This is a genomic window from Cyclobacterium lianum (genome assembly GCF_900143075.1).
Classification (GTDB): domain Bacteria; phylum Bacteroidota; class Bacteroidia; order Cytophagales; family Cyclobacteriaceae; genus Cyclobacterium; species Cyclobacterium lianum.
In genome coordinates this window covers 45,105-65,377 of record NZ_FRCY01000002.1, presented here as the reverse complement: position 1 = coordinate 65,377, position 20,273 = coordinate 45,105, and the positions used below count along the sequence as shown (strand labels likewise).

The window sequence follows — 20,273 nt, the reverse complement described above, 5'->3', positions numbered from 1 at the left end:
AATGGTGTTTTTAGTATTCGATTAAAGTTTGACCTCTGAAAGGCTCAAATACCAAATTAAAATAGTGGCTGTCGTTTTTCGCCGAATAATTGAGCTAGGATCGAGGCCCATTTGTAAGGCATGATTCTTTCGCATTGATTTCCTTTTTCCTTAATAAATCTCTTATTTTAGCGGGTAGGTACCACTTCGCTTGAAATAGTGAAGCCAGCGGGAGTAATGTAGACTTTTGCTTGCCTAATCAGAGTTAAAATGTTCACACAGAAATAAATTGAAATATATGATACATATACGCAGAGTAGCATTATTGACACTGGCCCTGTTATTTTCCACAAATTGGCTGCTAGCCCAGGTAACAGAAAACAATCAGGACGATTTTAATGATTTTACATACCGGCAAGGGAATGTATATCGGGCTGCATCGGGAACCCCCGGTCCGGAGTATTGGCAGAATGAAGCTGACTACCAGATTGAGGTGACACTAAATGAAAATGACCACACGATCGCCGGAAACATTGAAATTACCTATACCAACAATAGTCCTGAGAGTCTGCCTTTTATCTGGCTGCACCTGGAGCAAAACAGGTTTAAATCCGATTCCAGGGGGACGCTTACCACCCCCATCCAGGGAAACAGGTATTCGGGGGATATCGATGGAGGATATGCGATAAGTCAGGTTTCTTCCCTCCTGGACAAGCGGGGAAGTAAGCCTTCTACCCGATACCTGATTACAGACACCAGAATGCAGGTATTTTTTGACGAGCCCCTTCCGGCCAAAGGAGGAGTGGCAAAAATAAGCATGAACTTTGAATTTAAAATCCCGGAAAAAGGAATGGACCGAATGGGAAGGCTGCAAGTCCAGGATGGTACCATCTATGCGCTGGCTCAGTGGTATCCCAGAGTCGCTGTGTTTGATGACGTAGTTGGCTGGAATATTGAGCCCTATCTGGGTGCTGGTGAATTTTACCTGGAGTATGGCGACTTTGATTACAAGGTAACTGTACCCTATGACCACATTGTGGTAGGCTCCGGAGCACTGCAAAACCCTAAGAATGTACTTAATGAGGAATTGCTGGACAGGATGGAACGGGCATCTCAAAGTGACAGTACCGTTTACCTGGTGAGGCCCGATGAAATAACTCAGCCAGAACTGACCCGACCCAGGCAGGAGGGCAATATTACCTGGCATTTTAAAATAGAGAATGCGAGAGATGTGGCCTTTGCTTCATCCAGCGCATTTATCTGGGATGCCGCCAGAATACAGTTGCCGGAGGGCAGGACGGCGATGGCACAGTCTGTTTATCCCAGAGAAAGTGATGGTACAGAGGCCTGGGGAAGATCCACGGAGTACAGCAAGGCATCCATCGAGCACTACTCCAGCAAATGGTACGTATACCCCTATCCGGTAGCCGTCAATGTGGCTGCAGATATCAATGGGATGGAGTATCCGGGATTGAATTTTTGTAGTTACAATAGTAAGGGTAGTTCTCTCTGGGGAGTAACGGATCACGAGTTTGGTCACAACTGGTTCCCCATGATTGTAGGGACAAACGAGAGGCGGTATGCCTGGATGGACGAAGGATTCAATACTTTTATCAATCACTACAGCTCAGAGGCATTTAATGAGGGAGAGTATGGATCAAACCTGGACCAAACACGCAGGTATGTCAACTGGCTCACCAATCCGGATAGGGAGGGAATAGATACCTACCCGGATGTAGCCAACACCTCTAATCTGGGTATGATTGCCTACATGAAGCCCGCCATGGGTTTGTTGATGCTCAGGGAGTACATTCTCGGAGCAGAACGTTTCGATAATGCCTTCAAAGCTTACATCAATTCCTGGGCTTACAAACATCCCCAACCGAATGACTTCTTTAATATCATGGAAAACGTCGCAGGGGAGAATTTGTCCTGGTTCTGGAAATCCTGGTTTTACGGAACGGATAATATCGATTTGGCAATTGAGAACGTGGTGCCATACGGAGATGATCAGGTTATCATATTGTCCAATAAAGGTGGTGTGCCCATGCCGGTAAAGTTGGGGCTTATCTATGAGGACGGAAGTCGGGAAACTGTAATGTTACCCGTAGAGATCTGGCAGAGGGGCGACAGATGGAACTACCAGCACCGCTCAGATAAGGTATTGACCGGCGTAGAAATTGACCCGGAAAAAATCCTTCCGGATATTAATATTGCCAATGACAAATGGCCTAATAAGATATATGAGTGAAATTAAAAAAAGGTGGTCCAGAGGCCACCTTTTTACTTGACTCAATATTCATCATTGATTTCGATCCAATATCCGTTGGGATCCTGGATATAGATCTGCCTGATGCCATCGGGCCTGATATTGATTTTGCCTTTATTGTCTGCAGCATCCTCAAAAGGGATATCATAACTGTCTAATTTTTTGATAAAGGCATCCAGGTCTTTGACACTAAAACAAAGGTGATTGGTTTTATCTATCAAGGGTTCTTTCCAGGGCTTTTCTCTTTCTATCAGGTGCATGGAAAGACCAAAACCAATGTCGTACCAGGCATGCAGCCCGTCTTTAAAGGGCTCCTCAATGGTTTTTAAGCCTAAGACATCTTCATAAAAGCGGCTGCTTTCTTTCAGATCCTTGGCATACACGGCAAAATGGTTAATCTTGGTTTGGCTATATCCACTCATAGACGCAGTAATTATGAGAAAAAGGGTGATAACTGAAGTAAATAAAATCTTACTGTTTTTGGGTTTTTGTTGCATTGCATGGTCGTTTTTTGCGAAATTTATACAATAAAAAAGGCCAGGAAATATATTCCAGGCCTTTTTTATAGCGGACTGATGATTATTCTTCGAAAAATGCCAGTGCATCGGCATTATCTACCAGCTTAAGCGCCTGCTGGTAGATTTCATTGATCTCATTGATCACTTTATAAAAAGCATTGTCATCAAAGAGATTTCTTGCAATATGCGCTTTTAGCAACACTTTAAGGTAGGTTTTGGATTTATTGAAGTCTTTTTCATTAAACTTTACTTCGTACTTTTCACCTGTTTCTACCAGCTTGCTGAGCATTTTGTCGGATACTTCAAAGTCATTGTAAAACTCATTGAAAGCCATGTCCTCAAATTTCTTCTTGTTTTGATCAACATAGTCTAAAATAAATTCCCTCCAGGACTCTGAGCTGAAGAGTCTGTTGACATACGAACTGGTCATGCTTGTGTCCAGGGGGACAAAGTAATCAGGCATTATACCACCTCCACCGTATACAGTTCTTCCTTTTACGGTTTCATATTTCAGGCTGTCGTTAAAGTCTATGCTGTCTGCACTAAAAAACTCACCATGTTCCATGCGGTTAAAATAATCCATGGCATATTCTTCTTCTCCCTCACCATAGGGTTTTTGTATGGACCTTCCGGAAGGCGTAAAATACCGGGCAATGGTTAGTCGTAGTTCTGCCCCGTCTGAGAGATCTATGGGCATTTGCACCAAACCTTTACCAAATGACCTTCTTCCGACTATAAGGCCCCTGTCGTTGTCCTGTACTGCTCCGGCAACAATCTCGGAGGCAGAAGCACTGCCTTCATTGACCAATACCAACACAGAGCCCTCTTCAAAAGAACCCGGCCGGACTGCCCTTGCTTTCTGGCTGTATCTTTTTAATTTTCCTTCCTGGGACACGATTACCGCATTGTCTTTGAGTATTTCATCTGCAATGTTGATTGCCGCTCCCATATATCCGCCAGGATTACCTTGCAGGTCCAGAATCAAACGGTCCATACCCTCACCTTTGAGTTCCTGCAAAGCCGACCTGAATTCCTCGTGGGTATTGGCAGCAAATCTGGTTATTTTAATGTACCCGGTACTGTTATCAATCATGTAAGAGGCATTGACGCTGTATTGAGGTATTTTATCTCTGGTGATATTAAAATCCAGCAGATCTTCTTCGTTTTTTCTTTTGATACCGATTTGAACTTCGCTTCCCTTGGGTCCCCTCAGCAGATCAAAAACATCCCTGTTCGTGACTCCCGTACCGGCTACCGTTTCTCCATCTACCTTAATGATCTGATCACCGGGAAGCAGACCGATTTTTTCTGAGGGGCCGCCGGTCAGCGGAGAGACCACGTAAATGGTGTCCCTCAAAATGCCAAACTCTATACCGATACCATCGAATTCACCCTCTAGCTGTGACTTTGCAAGAGCGGCATCTTCCGCAGGGATATAGCTGGAATGCGGATCCAGCTTGCCCAGCATTTTTTCTATACCAAACTCAACCAGTTCATTGGTGTCTACACTGTCCACATAATCTCTGTTGATATAGGTGATGATTTCCTGAAGCTTATAAATAGCGGATTTTAAATCATTCCGATCTGTTTTTGGCTCTGCAAAGGTAGCACCGATCCAGATTCCGGCAGAGATTCCCAGGGCGAGAAATAAGGGAAGTCTGATTTGTGCTTTGGTGTTTTTCTCTGTACTCACGTTATTCCTGTTTTAAATTAAATCGCAACATCATGCCATCTTCCAATTTAGTCGATTTAAATCAGATTTACAATTAAACATGTATGAAAGGCATTTCGTTTAAATAAACGCAATTAAAATAAATTCGGTGCTGAATGGTGGCCTTTTTTAAGGAATTTTATTTTATTTTTGTATCAATGCTGTCGTCTGAAAACAAACATAAAAAATCAATTGCAGAACTTGTGTGCGAAAATTATACGCTGGCAGAAGTACTACATTATTTTGGGATAAGTTTTTTCCGACACGAACAGCACTCTCTGGAAGATGTTTGCCTGCAATACAAAGTTAACCCTGAGCAGGTAATTTCTGAACTCGAACAGTGGGCCAACAGAAGGGAACCGACCAGGGAGGAACTTTACCTGCATCCTATAGAGGTAATGGTAAGTTACCTGAAAAAAAAGCACCGCTATTTTGTCAGGCAGGCGCTTCCCTTTCTTTCAAGCATGGTGGAGGGCATTGAATTAGGCCCATCTTACAAAAGTCTGATGACAGATCTCCGCCTGATGTTTCCCCTTTTTGTCGATGATTTTATCCACCATATCCACGAAGAGGAAAATACACTTTTTAGCCGGGTGGGTGTCCTGCAGGATTTCGATAGAGGTGCTATGCCACTGGTTCAAACCATAAAAGTTTTTTCCCTGCCCCCGGTCAGCCAGATGGCAGCAGAACACGAAGCGCATGATGATGAAATGCAAGGTATCAGAAAGTTAACGAATGATTACCACATTCCTGATACTGCACCCGTGGCCATGAGAATACTTTTTTATGAACTGCAGCAGCTGGAGAAGGAGCTTGTTGTGCATGCTAAAATCGAAAATGACCTGTTGTTTCCTAAAGCAATTGAGTTAGAAAAGGAAGTAAAACGAAAGATTCTCCTGCAAATCAAAAAAAACTGATCTATGGGTAGGATTCTGGCCATAGATCTGGGAACAAAACGTACGGGCCTGGCCGTGACCGATCCTTTGGGTATTCTGGCCAATCCCCTGGAAACTATCCCGACGCATAATTTGTTAGCCTATCTTGAAAATTACCAGAGCCGGGAAAATGTTACAGAGATCGTTATTGGTCTCCCGAGAGCATTGGATGGTAATTCTACCCAGATGACACAGCCTGTTTTGGCGCTGGAAAAGAAATTGAAAAAGCTTTTTCCCGACAAAAATATTTTACTGGTGGATGAGCGCTTTACCTCAAAAATGGCCATGCAGTCGATGATCGATATGGGGAGTAAAAAGAAAGATAGAAGAGAAAAAGCGGGTAATCTGGACAAGATTAGTGCTGCCATCATCTTACAAACTTATTTGGAAAGAAAATGATATACCCTATAGTAGCATACGGTAACAATATTCTAAAAAAGGAAGCAACAGAAATCCAGGAGGGCGAAGATATAAAAAGCCTGATAGGGGACATGTTTGATACCATGGGAAATGCCAACGGAGTCGGCCTGGCGGCACCTCAGATCAACAAAGGAATTCGTTTATTTGTTATCGATAGCAATCTGATGTTGGAAGAGGAGGATCAGGAAAAAGGTGTAAGGAAAGCTTTCATCAATCCGATAATTCTGGATGAATATGGTGATCATTATGTTTTTGAAGAAGGTTGCCTGAGCATTCCTGACGTCAGGGCGGAGATTACACGTCCTGGAAAATTGACCATAGAATATTTTGACGAAAACTGGAACCTCCGGGAGGAGGAATTTTCCGGCATGACAGCCAGGGTAATTCAGCATGAATATGACCATCTGGAAGGAATACTTTTTATCGATTATCTGAAGGGACTCAAAAGGCGTATGGTAAAAGGCAAGTTGCTGGATATCAGTAAAGGCAAGGTGCCTACAGATTACCGCATGGTATATCCCTGATCTAGTCGCTCAAATATCCCGTACACGATTAAAATATATTTGTTTTGGAGAATCTCCGCTTAGCCTTATTTCAGTTTGATCTCTATTGGGAAGATGCTGCGGCAAATCTGGCCAGATTTGAAGAGGAGCTATGGGCCATGGAGGCTCAGGCTGACATCATCATCCTGCCCGAGATGTTTACCACAGGCTTTTCTATGAATACCCTGAGACTGGCCGAGCCCATGAATCTGCACAGTTCCAAATGGATGCTGCAAATGGCAGCTCAGATGGGATCCGTCATCACCGGCAGCGTCATGATCAAAGATGGAGGTAAATACTTCAACCGGTTGCTCTGGGCTACACCTGACGGGCAATTGCTTCACTATGACAAGCGCCATCTCTTTAGAATGGCGGAGGAAGACCACCACTATGATATGGGACAAAGCAACCAGGTATTCGAATACAAAGGCTGGAAGATCAGACCCCAGGTATGTTATGATCTCAGGTTTCCTGTCTGGTCGCGCAACAGGGCATCCGGCGGGGGAGAAATGGACTACGACCTGATATTTTATGTAGCTTCCTGGCCGGCACCCCGAGTATCAGCCTGGGATATTTTGCTGCAGGCCAGAGCAGTAGAAAACCTGGCCTACTGCATAGGCGTAAACAGAATAGGTGAGGACGGTAACGGGGTAACCTATTCAGGACATTCGGCAGCCTATGATTTTAAGGGGAAATGTCTGAATTCGGGCGGAGAAAAAGAGCGCGTCATTCTGGTCGATCTGGACAAAGCAGCTCTAAAAGCTTACCGGGAAAAATTTCCGGCCTGGAAGGATGCTGATCGCTTTGAAGTGAAGTGAAGATCAGTGATTCACCCATAATTTATCGTAACGCCGTTCCCGGTTTTTCCCCGTAAATTCCAAGATGTACAGCCCGGGAGCTACTCCCAACAGGTTGATTTCGTTCTGGTCCTCAGCATCAAGTAGCAACCCCCCCAGGATCAGCTTGCCGCTTGCCGCATAGATATTGAGGGTGACTTCTTCCTGATTCACAATCAAATTGATATTTTCTCCCCTGCTTGGGTTCGGGAATACCAGCGTTTCCAGTCCCCTTTCCATACCGTCGTTATCGCCGGCTACCCAGGTCAGATATTCCAGCCCGCCAGCCCTGCCACCGACGATCAGATCAGGTTTCTTATCCAGGAAGCCCGGAACGAAAGAGAGCCAGGTATTTCTGCCAAATCTCGTTTGAGCGAAATCTCCTGCCGGCGTACGCACACCGACCCTGCTTACCACAGGGTCGGTCAAAAAGTTTCTGGCTGAAAAAATGATACCCCGCTGGTCCACAGCCATCAAATATGGCCTTTCTCCCGAGCTGACGGTAACAGAAAGGTTTCTATTGACGGGATTATCGGAAAAACCCAAAAAATCCCGTTCAAGTATTTCTACCTGAGGCTGTCCGGACAGATCAATGGAAAACAACACCAATTCTCCGGTTTGCCGGGCGAGCAATAAGTAATCGGTAATGGTATCGTGAAATAAAAAGATCTGATCCAGACCCCGGAGGTTAAATGAGGGGATCGCAAATGGTATATCCTCCTGCGGAGAGGCAAGAGGGCTTAACCACATGATCTTCTCAGGAATATTATTCCGGACCTGCTCTCCTGTCAATACATGGTAGGTTTGCTTACTGGCAGAGCTGTATTCCTGATAACTCACTTCGCGTAAGCCGGTGCCTGAAAGACCTAAAAAATCAGCATCTTGCAATTGGAGGCGATCCCCTTTGAGACCAAATTTAAATATTTTACCCTTTACCTCCTTTTCCTCGGTCACATTTGCAGCGACATAAAGGTTTCCCTGCAGGCTGTTTCCGCTATAGTACGGACGGGAATTTTCACCGAAATCAAGCATATCTTCCTGCAAAAATGCTGTTGTCAGCGGACTGTCGTCTGCCTCAGGTGACAATAGGTACAGGCTGTTGGCAAAATTTATTCCCGTATTGGCGGAAATTTCTGAAGAATGGCTTGATATCAGGAGGTTTTCGCCCAGCAGGAAGGGCGAATGGAAAATTGGGAAGTTTGGCAATGCGCCATATTCGGGCAGAGATGTTGCAAATGTCTCAAAGACAGGTTCCAGATCAGTGCCACTGTTGGGTAGGTAATAGAGGGATTCACAGAGGTCCTGCCCGATAAGCAAATCTCTGATACCGTCATTGTTTAAGTCCCGGTACAGGAGGGAATGGCCGCCGGAATGCTGGACTCTCAACTGTTTATCCTCCTGCAGATTAGCTGTTATGGGCAGGCCGCTGCAAGTAGTGCCAAAGCTGATATTTCCACAACCGCAAAACTCAAACCTACCCCAGCGTACGTTAGCCGAGGCAAAACCGTCTATGTCTGCCTGATTTTTTCTATCAACGCTTGTATTTTTGAAAAATTCAAGATAGTCACCAGAAGCAAAATTGAAGGTAAGAATATCCAAATCTCCGTCCCCATCCAGATCTTCGATCAGTGGAATATCCAATATATTGCTGGTAAGGTTGGCTCCGTTGTCCAAACGTAAGAATTCCTGAGCCACCTCCCAATGGGGAAAGGGTCCCCCCGCTGGATCAGTTTTGTTTTGGTAGGCTTTGATGCCAAAGGGAGACCCCGTAAAAAGGTCTTTTCTACCATCCCCATCAAAGTCTTTGAGGATCAAAAAAGCATTCACATCCTCCGGAAAGTAAAAAGCTGCCTCCGGGATTGGGAGGAACCCATCCCGGGTTTTTCTGAAAGCCCGAATCATCCCGGCATTGATGTCCCATATTACCAGCTCCTCACTTCCATCTCCGTTCAAATCCATTTCCTGCAACTGTGCCGCATTGATACCGCCGGCAAAGGGCATTTTAAGTTCGTTTTCCAGGGGAAAAGATACCGAGCGTATATTCGTTTCAAACTGGTAGATTTGTTGGGCCTGGGTTTGTAACAGGCTGAACCATATCAGAGCGATACCAAGGCGGAAATGCATATTGTTTTCAATTTATTGCTGTTACCTGATTGTAAATAAAGCTTAAAATTCCCTAATGTCCTGCTGATACAGCTTCTTATCTTTTCTTTTTTGAATGGTCTGGAACAGAGAACGAAAAGTGCCATCCTATCCTGCCTGATATTTTCATTTTATGCGCTGCCACCCCCATCTTTGCGGAGACAGCGCATTTCCGATATCAGCCCGGTTACTTTTTGTAAACGTAGTCTCCCATATTATCACATCGCAATTTCTGAAAAAGTTTCTGAGGCGCGTTCAGAATGCTATTTTTCAACTGCAGCCATATCAATTGGTACTATAAAATGTTACTTTTGTTCGGGATTGATTGTCCCGGATTCATTAAGCATCAAGGTAAGCATTCTTACTATGGAAAAAATCGAAACGTTGTACGACTATTTTTTGTCAGCCGGCAGAGTAAGTACGGATACCCGAAAACTTCAAAAAGGTGATCTGTTTTTTGCGCTCAAAGGGCCCAATTTCGACGGTAACCAGTATGCATCTAGAGCATTGGAGCAAGGGGCCAGCAGGGTAGTGGTTGACGACCCTGATATAGTGGCAGGTGATCGCTATGCACTTGTAAACGACGCACTGAAAGCCCTGCAAGACCTGGCAACCTTTCACAGAAAACAGTTTGAGCTGCCGGTGATTGGGCTTACGGGCTCTAATGGCAAAACGACTACCAAGGAATTGATCCAGCGCATATTGTCCAGAAAATTCAAGGTTCATGCTACTGCGGGCAATCTCAATAACCATATTGGAGTGCCCCTGACATTGTTGGGAATCACCAGGGATACAGAAATCGCCATTATTGAAATGGGAGCCAATAAGCAGGGAGATATCGCCGAACTTAGCCATATTGCCTTACCTACCCATGGTCTGATCACCAATATCGGGCAGGCACATCTGGAGGGAATGGGAGGTCCGGAAGGAGTATTGAAAACCAAGACGGAACTTTTCCAATTTTTGCGGGAGACCGGTGGTCAGGTATTTTTGAACACAAACCAACCGGTATTTACAAACATGAAGCAAAGGTTTGAAACACCTGTGTTGTTTCCTGGTGCTGGCGATTTTTGTCCGGTGACCTTTCTTGGTGCTGATCCATTCGTGATTTTCAGTGTTGAGGGCGTAGCAGGCCGGCATACCTCCCAACTTATAGGTGAGTACAACTTTGACAATATTGCGGCGGCAATTTGCGTGGGAAAATATTTTGGGGTACCATTGGAGGCGGCTGCAAGGGCGGCCGCCGCCTATACTCCCTCAGATATGCGCTCACAGATTATTGAGAAACGCAGCAACCTGATCGTTCTCGATGCATACAATGCCAATCCCTCCAGCATGGAACAGGCATTGAAGGCCTTTGACCGGCTCGATAAAAGGAAGCATAAAATGGTAATAGTCGGCGATATGCTGGAGCTGGGCGAGCATACCATTTCTGCGCACGAAAAGATGGGAGAACAATTGCAGGGGATGAGTCTGGATAAAATCTGCCTGACAGGCAAATTGACCCAGCATGCGTTGACCAAAGTGCCAGGTGCCTTGTACTTTCCGGATCCGCTTTCTTTCAGAAACTGGCTGAAAGATTCGGCCCTGGAAGAGTATCAGATTTTGATCAAGGGGAGTAGAGGGATGAAATTGGAATCCCTGGTTGACTTTATCTAAGCCTGGACTTCTCCACCAGAGGGTTTATGCAGGTGTTGGTGCCCTGCCGGACTTTTCCAGAAATACCATCGGGGGTATCGTTTTCAAGTGTAAAGTATTGGAGGGTGCCCAATAAAAAGACCGCCGGCTTAGCGGCGGTCTGGGTTTAAATTGATTGTTGCTCCCGGCAGCTTAGAGGTGCAGGGCCCTGTTTTCTGTTGCTGCAAGGCAGGCTTCCTTAAAAACTTCTGTATAGGTCGGATGGGCATGAGACATTCTCGCAATATCTTCCGCTGAGGCCCGGTACTCCATCGCTACCACAGCTTCCGCAATCATATCTGCCGTTCTCGGGCCAATCATATGCACCCCCAGGATCTCATCCGTGCTGGAGTCTGCCAATACTTTTACCAAACCATCGGTATCGCCACTGGCTCTTGCGCGGCCAGAAGCCATAAAGGGGAACTTGCCTGTTTTGTATTTTATTCCCTTTTCCTTCAACTGCTCTTCGGTATATCCCACTGAAGCCACCTCGGGCCAGGTGTACACTACTCCAGGGATCAGGAGATAATTGATGTGAGGTTTCTGACCGGCTATTTGTTCTGCCACCATTACGCCTTCCTCCTCGGCTTTGTGCGCGAGCATTACGCCCTTAACTACATCTCCAATCGCATATATGTGGTCTACATTGGTCTTCAGGTGTTCGTCCACCTCTATCTGACCATTATCGTTGATTTTCACTCCTGCGGCCTCTGCATTCAGTCCCTCTGTATATGGGCGCCGGCCTATTGATACGAGTACATAGTCTCCTTTGACGTTTATTTTTTCTTCTTTACCATTCTGGGCAGATACCGTTACTTCTTTACCTTTTCTTTCTACCCCGGTGACTTTATGGCTGAGGTAAAATTCCATACCCAGCTTTTTCAACGATTTCTGGAGTTCTTTGCCCATGGTTTTGTCCATGGTCGGTATGATGCTGTCCATGTACTCTACTACCGAAACCTTGGCCCCTAACCGGGCATATACAGAACCCAGTTCAAGTCCAATGATTCCTCCCCCGATGATGACAAGGTGCTTGGGCACTTCCTTAAGCTCAAGCGCTTCTGTAGATGTGATAATCCGTTCTTTGTCCAGACTGATAAAAGGAAGGTTGGCAGGTTTTGAACCTGTCGCGATGATGATGTTTTTTCCTTTGATTTCTTCTGTTTTGTTTCCTTCTTTCTGGATAACGACCGTATCCTTATCCTTAAAGGACCCCAGACCCTGATGAACATCAATTTTATTCTTTTTCATCAGGTACTGTATACCATCCACGTTTTGTTTGACCACCTCCCGTTTTCTGCTTATCATCTGTTTGAAGTTGACTTTCAGATCTTTGAGGTCAATTCCGTGATTTTTAAAAGTATGAGCAGCATTATGAAAATGTTCGGAGGAATCCAGCAGGGCTTTGGAGGGAATGCAACCTACATTCAGGCAAGTGCCTCCCAGGCTGGGGTATTTTTCTATTATAGCAGTTTTCAGTCCCAGTTGGGCAGCCCTGATGGCAGCTACATAGCCGCCCGGTCCGGAACCAATTACGATTAAATCATACATAAGTTAAACAAATTTAAATGGAGCCTGAAACGGGTACAGGCGAAGGATAGGAGTCAAATATAAAACTTTATATGCCTAGCATGAGTCTTGCCGGATCTTCGAGCAATTGCTTCATGCGTACCAGAAAACTTACCGATTCTCGCCCGTCGATAAGGCGATGGTCATAGGAAAGTGCCAGGTACATCATGGGCAGGATTTTTACTTCACCATTGACTGCCATAGGCCTTTCTACAATGTTGTGCATGCCCAGGATCGCGGCTTGAGGGGCGTTGATAATGGGTGTAGACATCATGGAACCAAATATTCCTCCATTGGTTAGCGTGAAGGTACCGCCTGTCATTTCATCGATGGTGAGTTTTCCATCTCTGGCTTTCACCGCAAGACGAACGACTTCTTTTTCTATTTCTGCAAAAGATAGCTGCTCCGCATTGCGTATCACCGGCACCACCAACCCTTTGGGTGAGGATACCGCTATGGAAATGTCGCAAAAATCGTGATACACGATTTCGTTTCCGTCAATTTGCGCATTGACAGCCGGCCATTCCTGCAGCGCCATACAGGCCGCTTTGGTAAAAAAGGACATGAATCCCAGATTTACTTCATAGCGTTCCTTGAATTGGTCTTTGTATTGCTTCCGCAGGTCCATAATGGGTTTCATGTTTACCTCGTTGAAGGTAGTCAACATGGCTGTTTCATTTTTGACGGACACCAGTCGCCTTGAAATGGTTTTTCTCAGGGAAGTCATTTTTTCCCTTCTGCTGGAGCGTTCACCTTTGTATTCGGGAAGGCTTTCAGTTTCCGGAGTTTTCTCTTTGGCTGTGTCAGATGATTTTGGCGTTGAAGGAGCAGTGCGCTTTTCTGCTTTTTCCGCATCTTCTTTGGTTATGCGGCCATCCTTGCCGGTTCCGGTTACCGATTTGGGATCAATGTCTTTTTCCGCCAGGATCTTGGCCGCAGCAGGAGAAGCATGTCCCGTAGCATAGTTCTCTTTCTCCGTCCCCCCTTTTTTGCTGTCTTGTTGCGAATCTTCCGCTTTGGTTTTTTCACCTTTTTGGCCTTCAGGAGCTTTGTCTGTCACTTCTATTTTACAGATTAGCCCTCCAATTTCCAGGGTTTCGCCCTCGGCTGCCACCTGTCGTAAAATTCCCGAGGCCTCCGCCGGCAGTTCAAATGTGGCTTTATCCGAATCCACCTCTGCGATGATATCATCCAATTCAACAAAGTCACCATCCTCTTTCAGCCAGGAAGCCAGGGTCACTTCCGTGATGGATTCTCCTACCGTGGGCACATGCATCTCCTTGACTTCACCAGTACTTTTGGATTGCTCTTTTTTATTCGTCGTATCCGCATCTTTTTTTGGAGGAGCTTGTTTTTCTGGTTTGTCTTCCTCTTTTGCATCAGGATCAATTTCGCAAATCACCGCGCCGATTTCCAGGGTGTCGCCTTCTTCAGCCTTGGTGCGCAGTACACCTGCAGCTTCGGCTGTCAATTCAAAGGTGGCCTTATCGGATTCAAGTTCGCAAAGGACCTCGTCCATTTCTACATATTCTCCATCGTTTTTAAACCACTGCCCTACAGTGACTTCAGTGATGGATTCGCCTACGGCGGGGACTTTGATTGCTATACTCATCGGTTAATTGATTTTTTCCGGACTTAGGAGCGCTGCCGGTTTTAAAATTTTAAAATTAGTTTTAAAATAATATTTTATGAATCGGAAAATTAGGAATTAATTTTTAATGCCTTCTCTAAAATCTGCTTTTGTTCGGCCACATGTACCTTGTGGTAGCCGGTGGCAGGCGAGGCACTGGCCTTTCTGGCAATAACATCCATATTCAGGTCTTTGTACAGGTTTCTGACCATGAAAGCCCAATAGCCCATGTTTTCAGGTTCTTCCTGTACCCAAACGGTTTCCACATCCTTGCTGTAGGAATCAATGGCCTTTAAGATCTGATTTTTAGGTAGGGGGTGAACCTGCTCTACCCGGATGATGGCCACATCTTCTACTTTTTCCTTCTCCCTCATCTCCGTGAGTTCATAATAGATCTTTCCCGAACAGAGCACCACACGTTTCACCTTTTTTGCATCGATCTCGGTGTCTGTCAATACTTCCCTGAAACCACCCCTGGTAAATTCCTCCAGGGGGGACATCACTTTGGGATGGCGGAGCAGGGATTTCGGAGACATCACAATACAGGGCTTACGGAAATTCCAGGCCAGCTGTCGGCGCAGTAAATGAAAGAAATTTGATGGTTCAGTTACATTGGCCACTACCACATTGTATTCTGCTGCCAGTTGGAGAAAACGTTCGGGTCGGGCATTGGAGTGCTCCGGACCCTGTCCCTCGTATCCATGAGGGAGCAACATTACCAGTCCATTCATCTTCTGCCATTTGGACTCTCCGGAAGTGATAAACTGGTCAATCATGGTCTGTGCCCCATTGGCAAAATCTCCAAACTGGGCTTCCCAAACAGTAAGCGCATTGGGATTGGCCATGGCGTATCCGTATTCAAATCCGAGTACGGCGTATTCCGATAACAGCGAATTGTAGATGTAAAATTTGCCCTTGCTGTCCTTCAGCTCTTTTAATGAATTGTAGGGCTTGTTCGTATTGGCATCGTGTACGACGGCGTGCCGGTGCGAGAATGTACCTCGCTGGCAATCCTGACCAGTGATCCTGACCGTCTTTCCTTCGAGCAACAAGGACCCGTAGGCCAACAACTCGGCGGCAGCCCAATTCAGGGAACGCGACTGGAAGAACATCTCCTTCCGTTGCTTAAGTTGTGCTTCGATCTGTTTGATTGGCTTAAACCCTTTTGGAAGTACAGTGAGTGACTCGGCAATTTTTTCAATCGCCTCCTTGCTGACTCCGGTATCAGGAGATTTTTCAAAATCTTCGGGTTTGGCCCTCTCTAATGCTTTCCAGGCCTTTTCAAATGGACTGGAAGAGTAGGGCAGAGGCTTTTCCTTTACCAGATTTAACCGGTCCTGCAGCAGTTGGCGAAATTCTTTATCCATCTGCTTGGCCAGCTTTGCGTCCACCTGACCTCTTTCGAGTAACGTTTTGTTGTAGATTTCCCGGGGGTTGGGATGCTTGGAAATGATATTGTACAATTCCGGTTGGGTAAATTTAGGTTCATCGGATTCGTTGTGCCCATGCCGCCGGTAACAGACCATGTCCACAAATATATCCTTATTGAATTTTTGTCTGAAATCTACCGCTAGTTTGGCCGCATAGACCACGGCTTCGGGATCATCTCCATTCACATGGATCACCGGAGCGTCAATGATCTTAGCCACATCGGTACTGTAAATTGAACTCCTGGCATCATCAAAATCGGTGGTAAAACCGACTTGATTGTTGATTACAAAATGAATGGTGCCGCCCGTATAGTATCCTTTCAGGTTGGCCATCTGGGTTACCTCGTAAACGATTCCCTGTCCTGCCACTGCCGCATCCCCGTGGATAAGGATAGGGATCATTTTGTCTTCATCACCCGCATAGTGGTCGTCTATCTTGGCCCTGACAAAACCCTCCACCACCGGGTTAACTGCCTCCAGATGTGAAGGGTTGGGGGCCAGTTTCAGGATCATCAATTTGCCGTTGTTAGCAGGTACCTCGGAAGAGAAGCCAAGATGGTACTTAACATCACCATCGCCCATGGTAAGATCGGGCTTGGCAGTGCCTTCAAATTCGGAAAAAATCTGCTCATAGGTTTTTCCCATGATATTGGCCAGGACGTTCAGCCTTCCCCTGTGGGCCATGCCGATCATCACCTCTTCCACCCCCCTCTCCGATGCCTGATTGATCAGAGAATCCAGAAACGGAATGGTACTTTCGCCCCCTTCCAGAGAAAATCTCTTCTGACCGAGATATTTGGTATGCAGGAAGTTTTCGAATACTACGGCCTCATTAAGCTTGGACAGAATTCTTTTTTTGTCTTCCAGTGGAGGGTTAAAAGCCAGGGCATCCTTTTCTACCTTGATCCGGAACCAGTCCAGCATTTCCGGATCGCGGATATACAGGTACTCAAAGCCCATGGATCCCTCATAGATGATTTTCAGAGATTCGATGATCTTGGAAAGTTTCGCATCGCCGATCCCAATTTCATTGCCCGCCTGAAATACCGTATCCAGATCAGCCTTTTCCAAACCGAAGTCTTCCAGGTCCAATAGTGCTTTCCGGTCCCTTCTTTCTCTCACCGGGTTGGTTTTGGACCTGAGGTGCCCTCTGGAACGGTAGGCATGTATCAGAGCCCTGACCTTGATTTCCTTGGGCAACTGCTCCATGTCCATGATGGTGCCCTTGGTGGCCAGATTTCCGTTTACGGGCTGCTTTTCGCCTGTTGCCGCACCTCCGTTTTCATCCTCACCATATTTATTGAGGGCAAATTCAAAACCATCAAAAAAAGCTTTCCAGCTGCTGTCAATGGTGTCGGGGTCTTTTTTGTAGTCATCATATAGCTCATCTATATAGGCTACATGGGCATTGGCGATGTACGAATATTTATCCATGGTGTGTTTATCTTCTGCAAACAAAATTAGCTTATTAAGTTATTTTATGAAAACCGCTTATGCGGTTTTACAAATATTATTGATTATCAGTGACTGTGAATATTTATGGAAATATAAAGTATTGTATTTACATGTATTTCAAAATATAATTTTTAGTCAAACTCAAATAAGAAAGTAGATTCGGATTTATCGTTTCGGCAGGACGGTATTTGTTAAAAACAAAAAATCTGCGGGTGCCTGTAACATACATCGGGGTAGCCGAAGTTATGTGTTGCGTCTGGCTACAATCGATATGTAAAATCCAAAGGATCAGGATACATGAATTGGAAACCGGTCTTTTCCCATTTTTCTGTACCGATTTTTTTCCACTTCTGTCTGGCAGGGCTTTCATAGCTTACCGGAGGAGGAAAGCCACATTCAGCCGCATTTTTTTCAAAAACCTCCTTTTTTGAGGGGTGTTCCGGGCTTACAATATTGTACGTTTCATTCCACAGATCTTTGTCAAGTATCCAGGATACGGCACGGACAGCATCCCGTCGGTGAATGTAGTTTACCGGAGGATGGCCTGCTACATTTTCTTTGCCGGAAAAATATTTGCCCGGAATCCGGTCATCGCCCAGCAGACCGCCAAACCTGATTACAGTCAGGTCGTATCCCTTTTTTTTCCAAAGCAGGTTTTCTGCATTCAGCAGGCTGGGATTTCCGGTATTGGCAAGCGAGAGCACTGTTGATTCCCTGGCAAGCTGGTTTTCGCTGGGATATACCGAGGTGGCACTTACGTAAAGGATTTTGGAGATTTGGTGTTCGGTGATCAGGTTTTTGAGTTGATTGATCTGTTTCGGGTGAAAATCTGCCGGCTTTGTTCTCGTGGAAGGTGGGATGTTTATCAGCAGCAGGTCTGCGTCAAAGAGTGCCTCCGGCACCGGTAGCTTTGGATAGGGTGCTAGGACGAACTGAAAACAGCAGATACCTGCGGTATTCAGGCTGTCGCACTTTTCCCTGCTGGTGCTAGTCCCCCTCACCTGATGTCCTTGTTGCTGGAGTTCCCTGGCGAGCGGAGTACCCAGCCAACCCAGGCCAATGATGCTTATTTTCATGTTTGTGGCGTTTGTTTCTTCAGAGAAATCATAGGTGTATTCGGTGTTCAGTATGGCAAAAGCCTAAAAAAAGCGGTCAATCTTTTGAATTGCCGCTTCCAGCCGGAGCCGGTAGTTTATGTTTGATTTCGATGTGGACATTTAGCGAGGCTTTTTAGGAGCTGTACCAAACACATAATCCCAAAGAGGCGTGCTGACACCGAATGCCACATCCGGATCTTTGTAATGGTGTATCGCATGGTTTACCCACAGCGTTTTGAGAAAGTTTTTCGGAGGTTGGTAGGCATGTACCAGATAATGTATCCCCAGGTAAAGGGCATAGCCCATCAGAAAGCCTGGTAGAAAGTAAAGAGCCGTCTCACCCATCATAAAATCGAAAAGAAAATACAGAATGACAGCATACATACCGGTGATAAAAGGGGGAAGGGCAAGGCGGTCCTTGTCTCTTGGGTAATCATGGTGTACACCGTGCATGGCGTACTGCAATTTGTCTTTAAACCTGGTGTCGGGTACCATGTGATACACATAGCGGTGGAGCAGGTATTCAACAAAGGTAAATACCAGAAAGCCGGCAAAAACGGTCAAAAGTGCTTTTCCCCACGGGATATCTGTGGTAGATGCGCCGAAATAAAGTGAAAGAGTCCCTACAGTTATAAACATCACTATAGGTACGCTGATATGGGTCCTGCTGAGTTTTTCCAAAACTGGATTGGCAAACATTTTAGCACTTCCGCTATTGTCAGGGCGGTCCAATCTTCCAATTTTCTTCATTATGCGAGTAATTTTTTATCGGTATTATGCCTTCAATTTTGATGCCTAAGTTAAGCAATAATCTACTTAATCGGACTTCGTTTGTGATCTAAACGAAAAGCTTGTTACAATAGATTCCAGTAAAGTCTCAAATAAATGATGATTTTTATCAGAGTTTTGAAGTCAGTAAAGAATTTTCAATGGTTTTTGCGTAGAATGCCTCATACCTGGGTAATATTGCCGACACATCAAACATCTTGGCCCGGGCAAGTGCATTTTTTTTAAAGCCTGGGAGGTTCTTGTCATCTAAAATAAACAATGCCTTTTCTGTCATTTCACTGATATTACCCACCTCACAGAGAAAACCTGTTTCTCCATTGATGTTTAATTCAGGTATGCCACCTACATTGCTGGTCAATAACGGGACTTCGCAGGCCATGGCTTCCAGAGCGGCCAGGCCAAAACTTTCTTTCTCTGATGGCATGAGAAATAGATCCGCTACGGAAAGCACTTCTTCGACCGCCTCCAGTTTTCCCAGGAACCGGATATCTTCGCAGGTTCCCAACTGCCTGCACAAACGCTCCATTTTATCTCTTTCGGGACCGTCACCTACCAGCAGCAGTTTTGCGGGAATCACCTTGCGGACTTCAAAGAATACCCGGATGACATCTTCCACCCGCTTTACCTTTCGGAAATTGGAGGTATGTACAAGAAGCTTCTCGTTCATAGGGCAGATAGCCCTTTTGAAATGTTCTTTTTTTTGTTTCTTAAACCTATTCAGATCAATGAAGTTGGGGATGACTTCGATAGGGATGTGAATGTCAAAATGAAGCAATGTGTCTTTCTTCAGGTCTTCAGAGACCGCAGTGACCCCGTCGGACTCGTTGATACTGAAGGTGACGACTGGTTCATAGCTGGGGTCCTTGCCCACGAGAGTAATGTCGGTACCATGCAAGGTGGTCACCACCGGGATGTTTATACCCTGTTTCTTTAAAATTTGCTTGGCCATATAGGCGGCTGAAGCATGGGGTATGGCATAGTGTACATGCAGCAGGTCCAGTTCCTCGTACCTGACCACGTTCACCATCTTGCTTGCCAAAGCAAGTTCATAGGGGGCGTGTTCGAAAAGCGGATAACTTTTGATGTCTACCTCATGGTAAAATAGGTTTTCACTAAAAAAATCCAAGCGTGTTGGTTGGCTGTAGGTAATGAAATGAATCTCATGACCTTTTGCGGATAGGGCTTTTCCCAATTCGGTGGCGACTACACCACTACCACCAAAGGTAGGGTAACAAACAATCCCGATTTTCATTACGTATTTTTTCTTAAGGGCC

The 20,273-nt window shown here is 45.6% G+C and carries 15 protein-coding genes; 6 read left to right on the top strand and 9 right to left on the bottom strand.

Translation table 11 applies throughout. The features are described 5' to 3' along the window. Positions 1–277: 277 nt before the first annotated feature. The gene (locus BUB19_RS02915) at positions 278–2,230 is read left to right on the top strand and encodes a M1 family metallopeptidase (RefSeq protein WP_073091686.1); all 1,953 of its coding nucleotides are present in this window, start codon (positions 278–280) and stop codon (positions 2,228–2,230) included. A gap of 41 nt (positions 2,231–2,271) precedes the next feature. Here the strand turns inward: BUB19_RS02915 and BUB19_RS02910 are convergent, their stop codons facing one another. Together BUB19_RS02910 and BUB19_RS02905 are read right to left on the bottom strand one after the other, a co-directional pair. Continuing rightward, entirely contained in the window at positions 2,272–2,670 is a 399-nt protein-coding gene (locus tag BUB19_RS02910; protein WP_073093120.1) for a VOC family protein, read from the bottom strand. Positions 2,671–2,827: 157 nt separating this feature from the next. Further along, complete coding sequence (locus BUB19_RS02905) at positions 2,828–4,459, bottom strand: S41 family peptidase (protein WP_073091680.1); 1,632 nt, start codon at positions 4,457–4,459, stop codon at positions 2,828–2,830. A 176-nt stretch (positions 4,460–4,635) separates the two neighbouring features. On the opposite strand from BUB19_RS02905, the gene BUB19_RS02900 reads away from it, so the two are divergent. The 4 genes from BUB19_RS02900 to BUB19_RS02885 are packed head-to-tail and all read left to right on the top strand — an operon-like array spanning position 4,636 to position 7,192. Next, positions 4,636–5,394 carry a hemerythrin domain-containing protein gene (locus tag BUB19_RS02900; protein ID WP_073093118.1) on the top strand — a complete coding sequence of 253 codons (759 nt, stop codon included), beginning with the start codon at positions 4,636–4,638 and terminating at the stop codon, positions 5,392–5,394. A 3-nt stretch (positions 5,395–5,397) separates the two neighbouring features. After that, a complete protein-coding gene (gene ruvX, locus BUB19_RS02895) occupies positions 5,398–5,811 on the top strand; it encodes a Holliday junction resolvase RuvX (protein WP_073091671.1) in 414 nt (137 codons plus the stop codon). After that, positions 5,808–6,356 carry a peptide deformylase gene (gene def, locus BUB19_RS02890; RefSeq protein WP_073091664.1) on the top strand — a complete coding sequence of 183 codons (549 nt, stop codon included), beginning with the start codon at positions 5,808–5,810 and terminating at the stop codon, positions 6,354–6,356. The genes ruvX and def overlap by 4 nt, the downstream gene beginning before the upstream one ends. A gap of 44 nt (positions 6,357–6,400) precedes the next feature. Continuing rightward, complete coding sequence (locus BUB19_RS02885; RefSeq protein WP_073091661.1) at positions 6,401–7,192, top strand: amidohydrolase; 792 nt, start codon at positions 6,401–6,403, stop codon at positions 7,190–7,192. A 3-nt stretch (positions 7,193–7,195) separates the two neighbouring features. Here BUB19_RS02885 and BUB19_RS02880 read toward each other — a convergent pair whose 3' ends face one another. Then, positions 7,196–9,334 carry a T9SS type A sorting domain-containing protein gene (locus BUB19_RS02880; protein ID WP_073091658.1) on the bottom strand — a complete coding sequence of 713 codons (2,139 nt, stop codon included), beginning with the start codon at positions 9,332–9,334 and terminating at the stop codon, positions 7,196–7,198. 384 nt (positions 9,335–9,718) lie between these two features. Between BUB19_RS02880 and BUB19_RS02875 the strand changes: the two genes are divergently transcribed. Continuing rightward, on the top strand, positions 9,719–11,011 hold the full coding sequence (locus tag BUB19_RS02875; RefSeq protein ID WP_073091655.1) for a UDP-N-acetylmuramoyl-tripeptide--D-alanyl-D-alanine ligase: 1,293 nt from the start codon (positions 9,719–9,721) through the stop codon (positions 11,009–11,011). Between the two features lie 171 nt (positions 11,012–11,182). Here the strand turns inward: BUB19_RS02875 and lpdA are convergent, their stop codons facing one another. The 6 genes from lpdA to bshA all read right to left on the bottom strand — a co-directional run bounded on the left by lpdA (position 11,183) and on the right by bshA (position 20,251). Continuing rightward, a complete protein-coding gene (gene lpdA / locus BUB19_RS02870) occupies positions 11,183–12,580 on the bottom strand; it encodes a dihydrolipoyl dehydrogenase (protein ID WP_073091652.1) in 1,398 nt (465 codons plus the stop codon). Positions 12,581–12,647: 67 nt separating this feature from the next. Then, the gene (gene odhB / locus BUB19_RS02865) at positions 12,648–14,210 is read right to left on the bottom strand and encodes a 2-oxoglutarate dehydrogenase complex dihydrolipoyllysine-residue succinyltransferase (protein WP_073091649.1); all 1,563 of its coding nucleotides are present in this window, start codon (positions 14,208–14,210) and stop codon (positions 12,648–12,650) included. Between the two features lie 89 nt (positions 14,211–14,299). Next, positions 14,300–17,092, bottom strand: coding sequence for a 2-oxoglutarate dehydrogenase E1 component (locus BUB19_RS02860; RefSeq protein WP_073093116.1), 2,793 nt, complete (start codon positions 17,090–17,092; stop codon positions 14,300–14,302). 281 nt (positions 17,093–17,373) lie between these two features. Next, positions 17,374–18,189 carry an NAD(P)-binding domain-containing protein gene (locus BUB19_RS02855; RefSeq protein WP_073091647.1) on the bottom strand — a complete coding sequence of 272 codons (816 nt, stop codon included), beginning with the start codon at positions 18,187–18,189 and terminating at the stop codon, positions 17,374–17,376. Positions 18,190–18,330: 141 nt separating this feature from the next. Next, positions 18,331–18,960 (bottom strand): sterol desaturase family protein, encoded by a 630-nt coding sequence (locus BUB19_RS02850; RefSeq protein ID WP_073091644.1) that lies wholly within the window; start codon positions 18,958–18,960, stop codon positions 18,331–18,333. Positions 18,961–19,108: 148 nt separating this feature from the next. Then, positions 19,109–20,251 (bottom strand): N-acetyl-alpha-D-glucosaminyl L-malate synthase BshA, encoded by a 1,143-nt coding sequence (gene bshA / locus BUB19_RS02845; protein ID WP_073091641.1) that lies wholly within the window; start codon positions 20,249–20,251, stop codon positions 19,109–19,111. Positions 20,252–20,273: the final 22 nt, after the last annotated feature.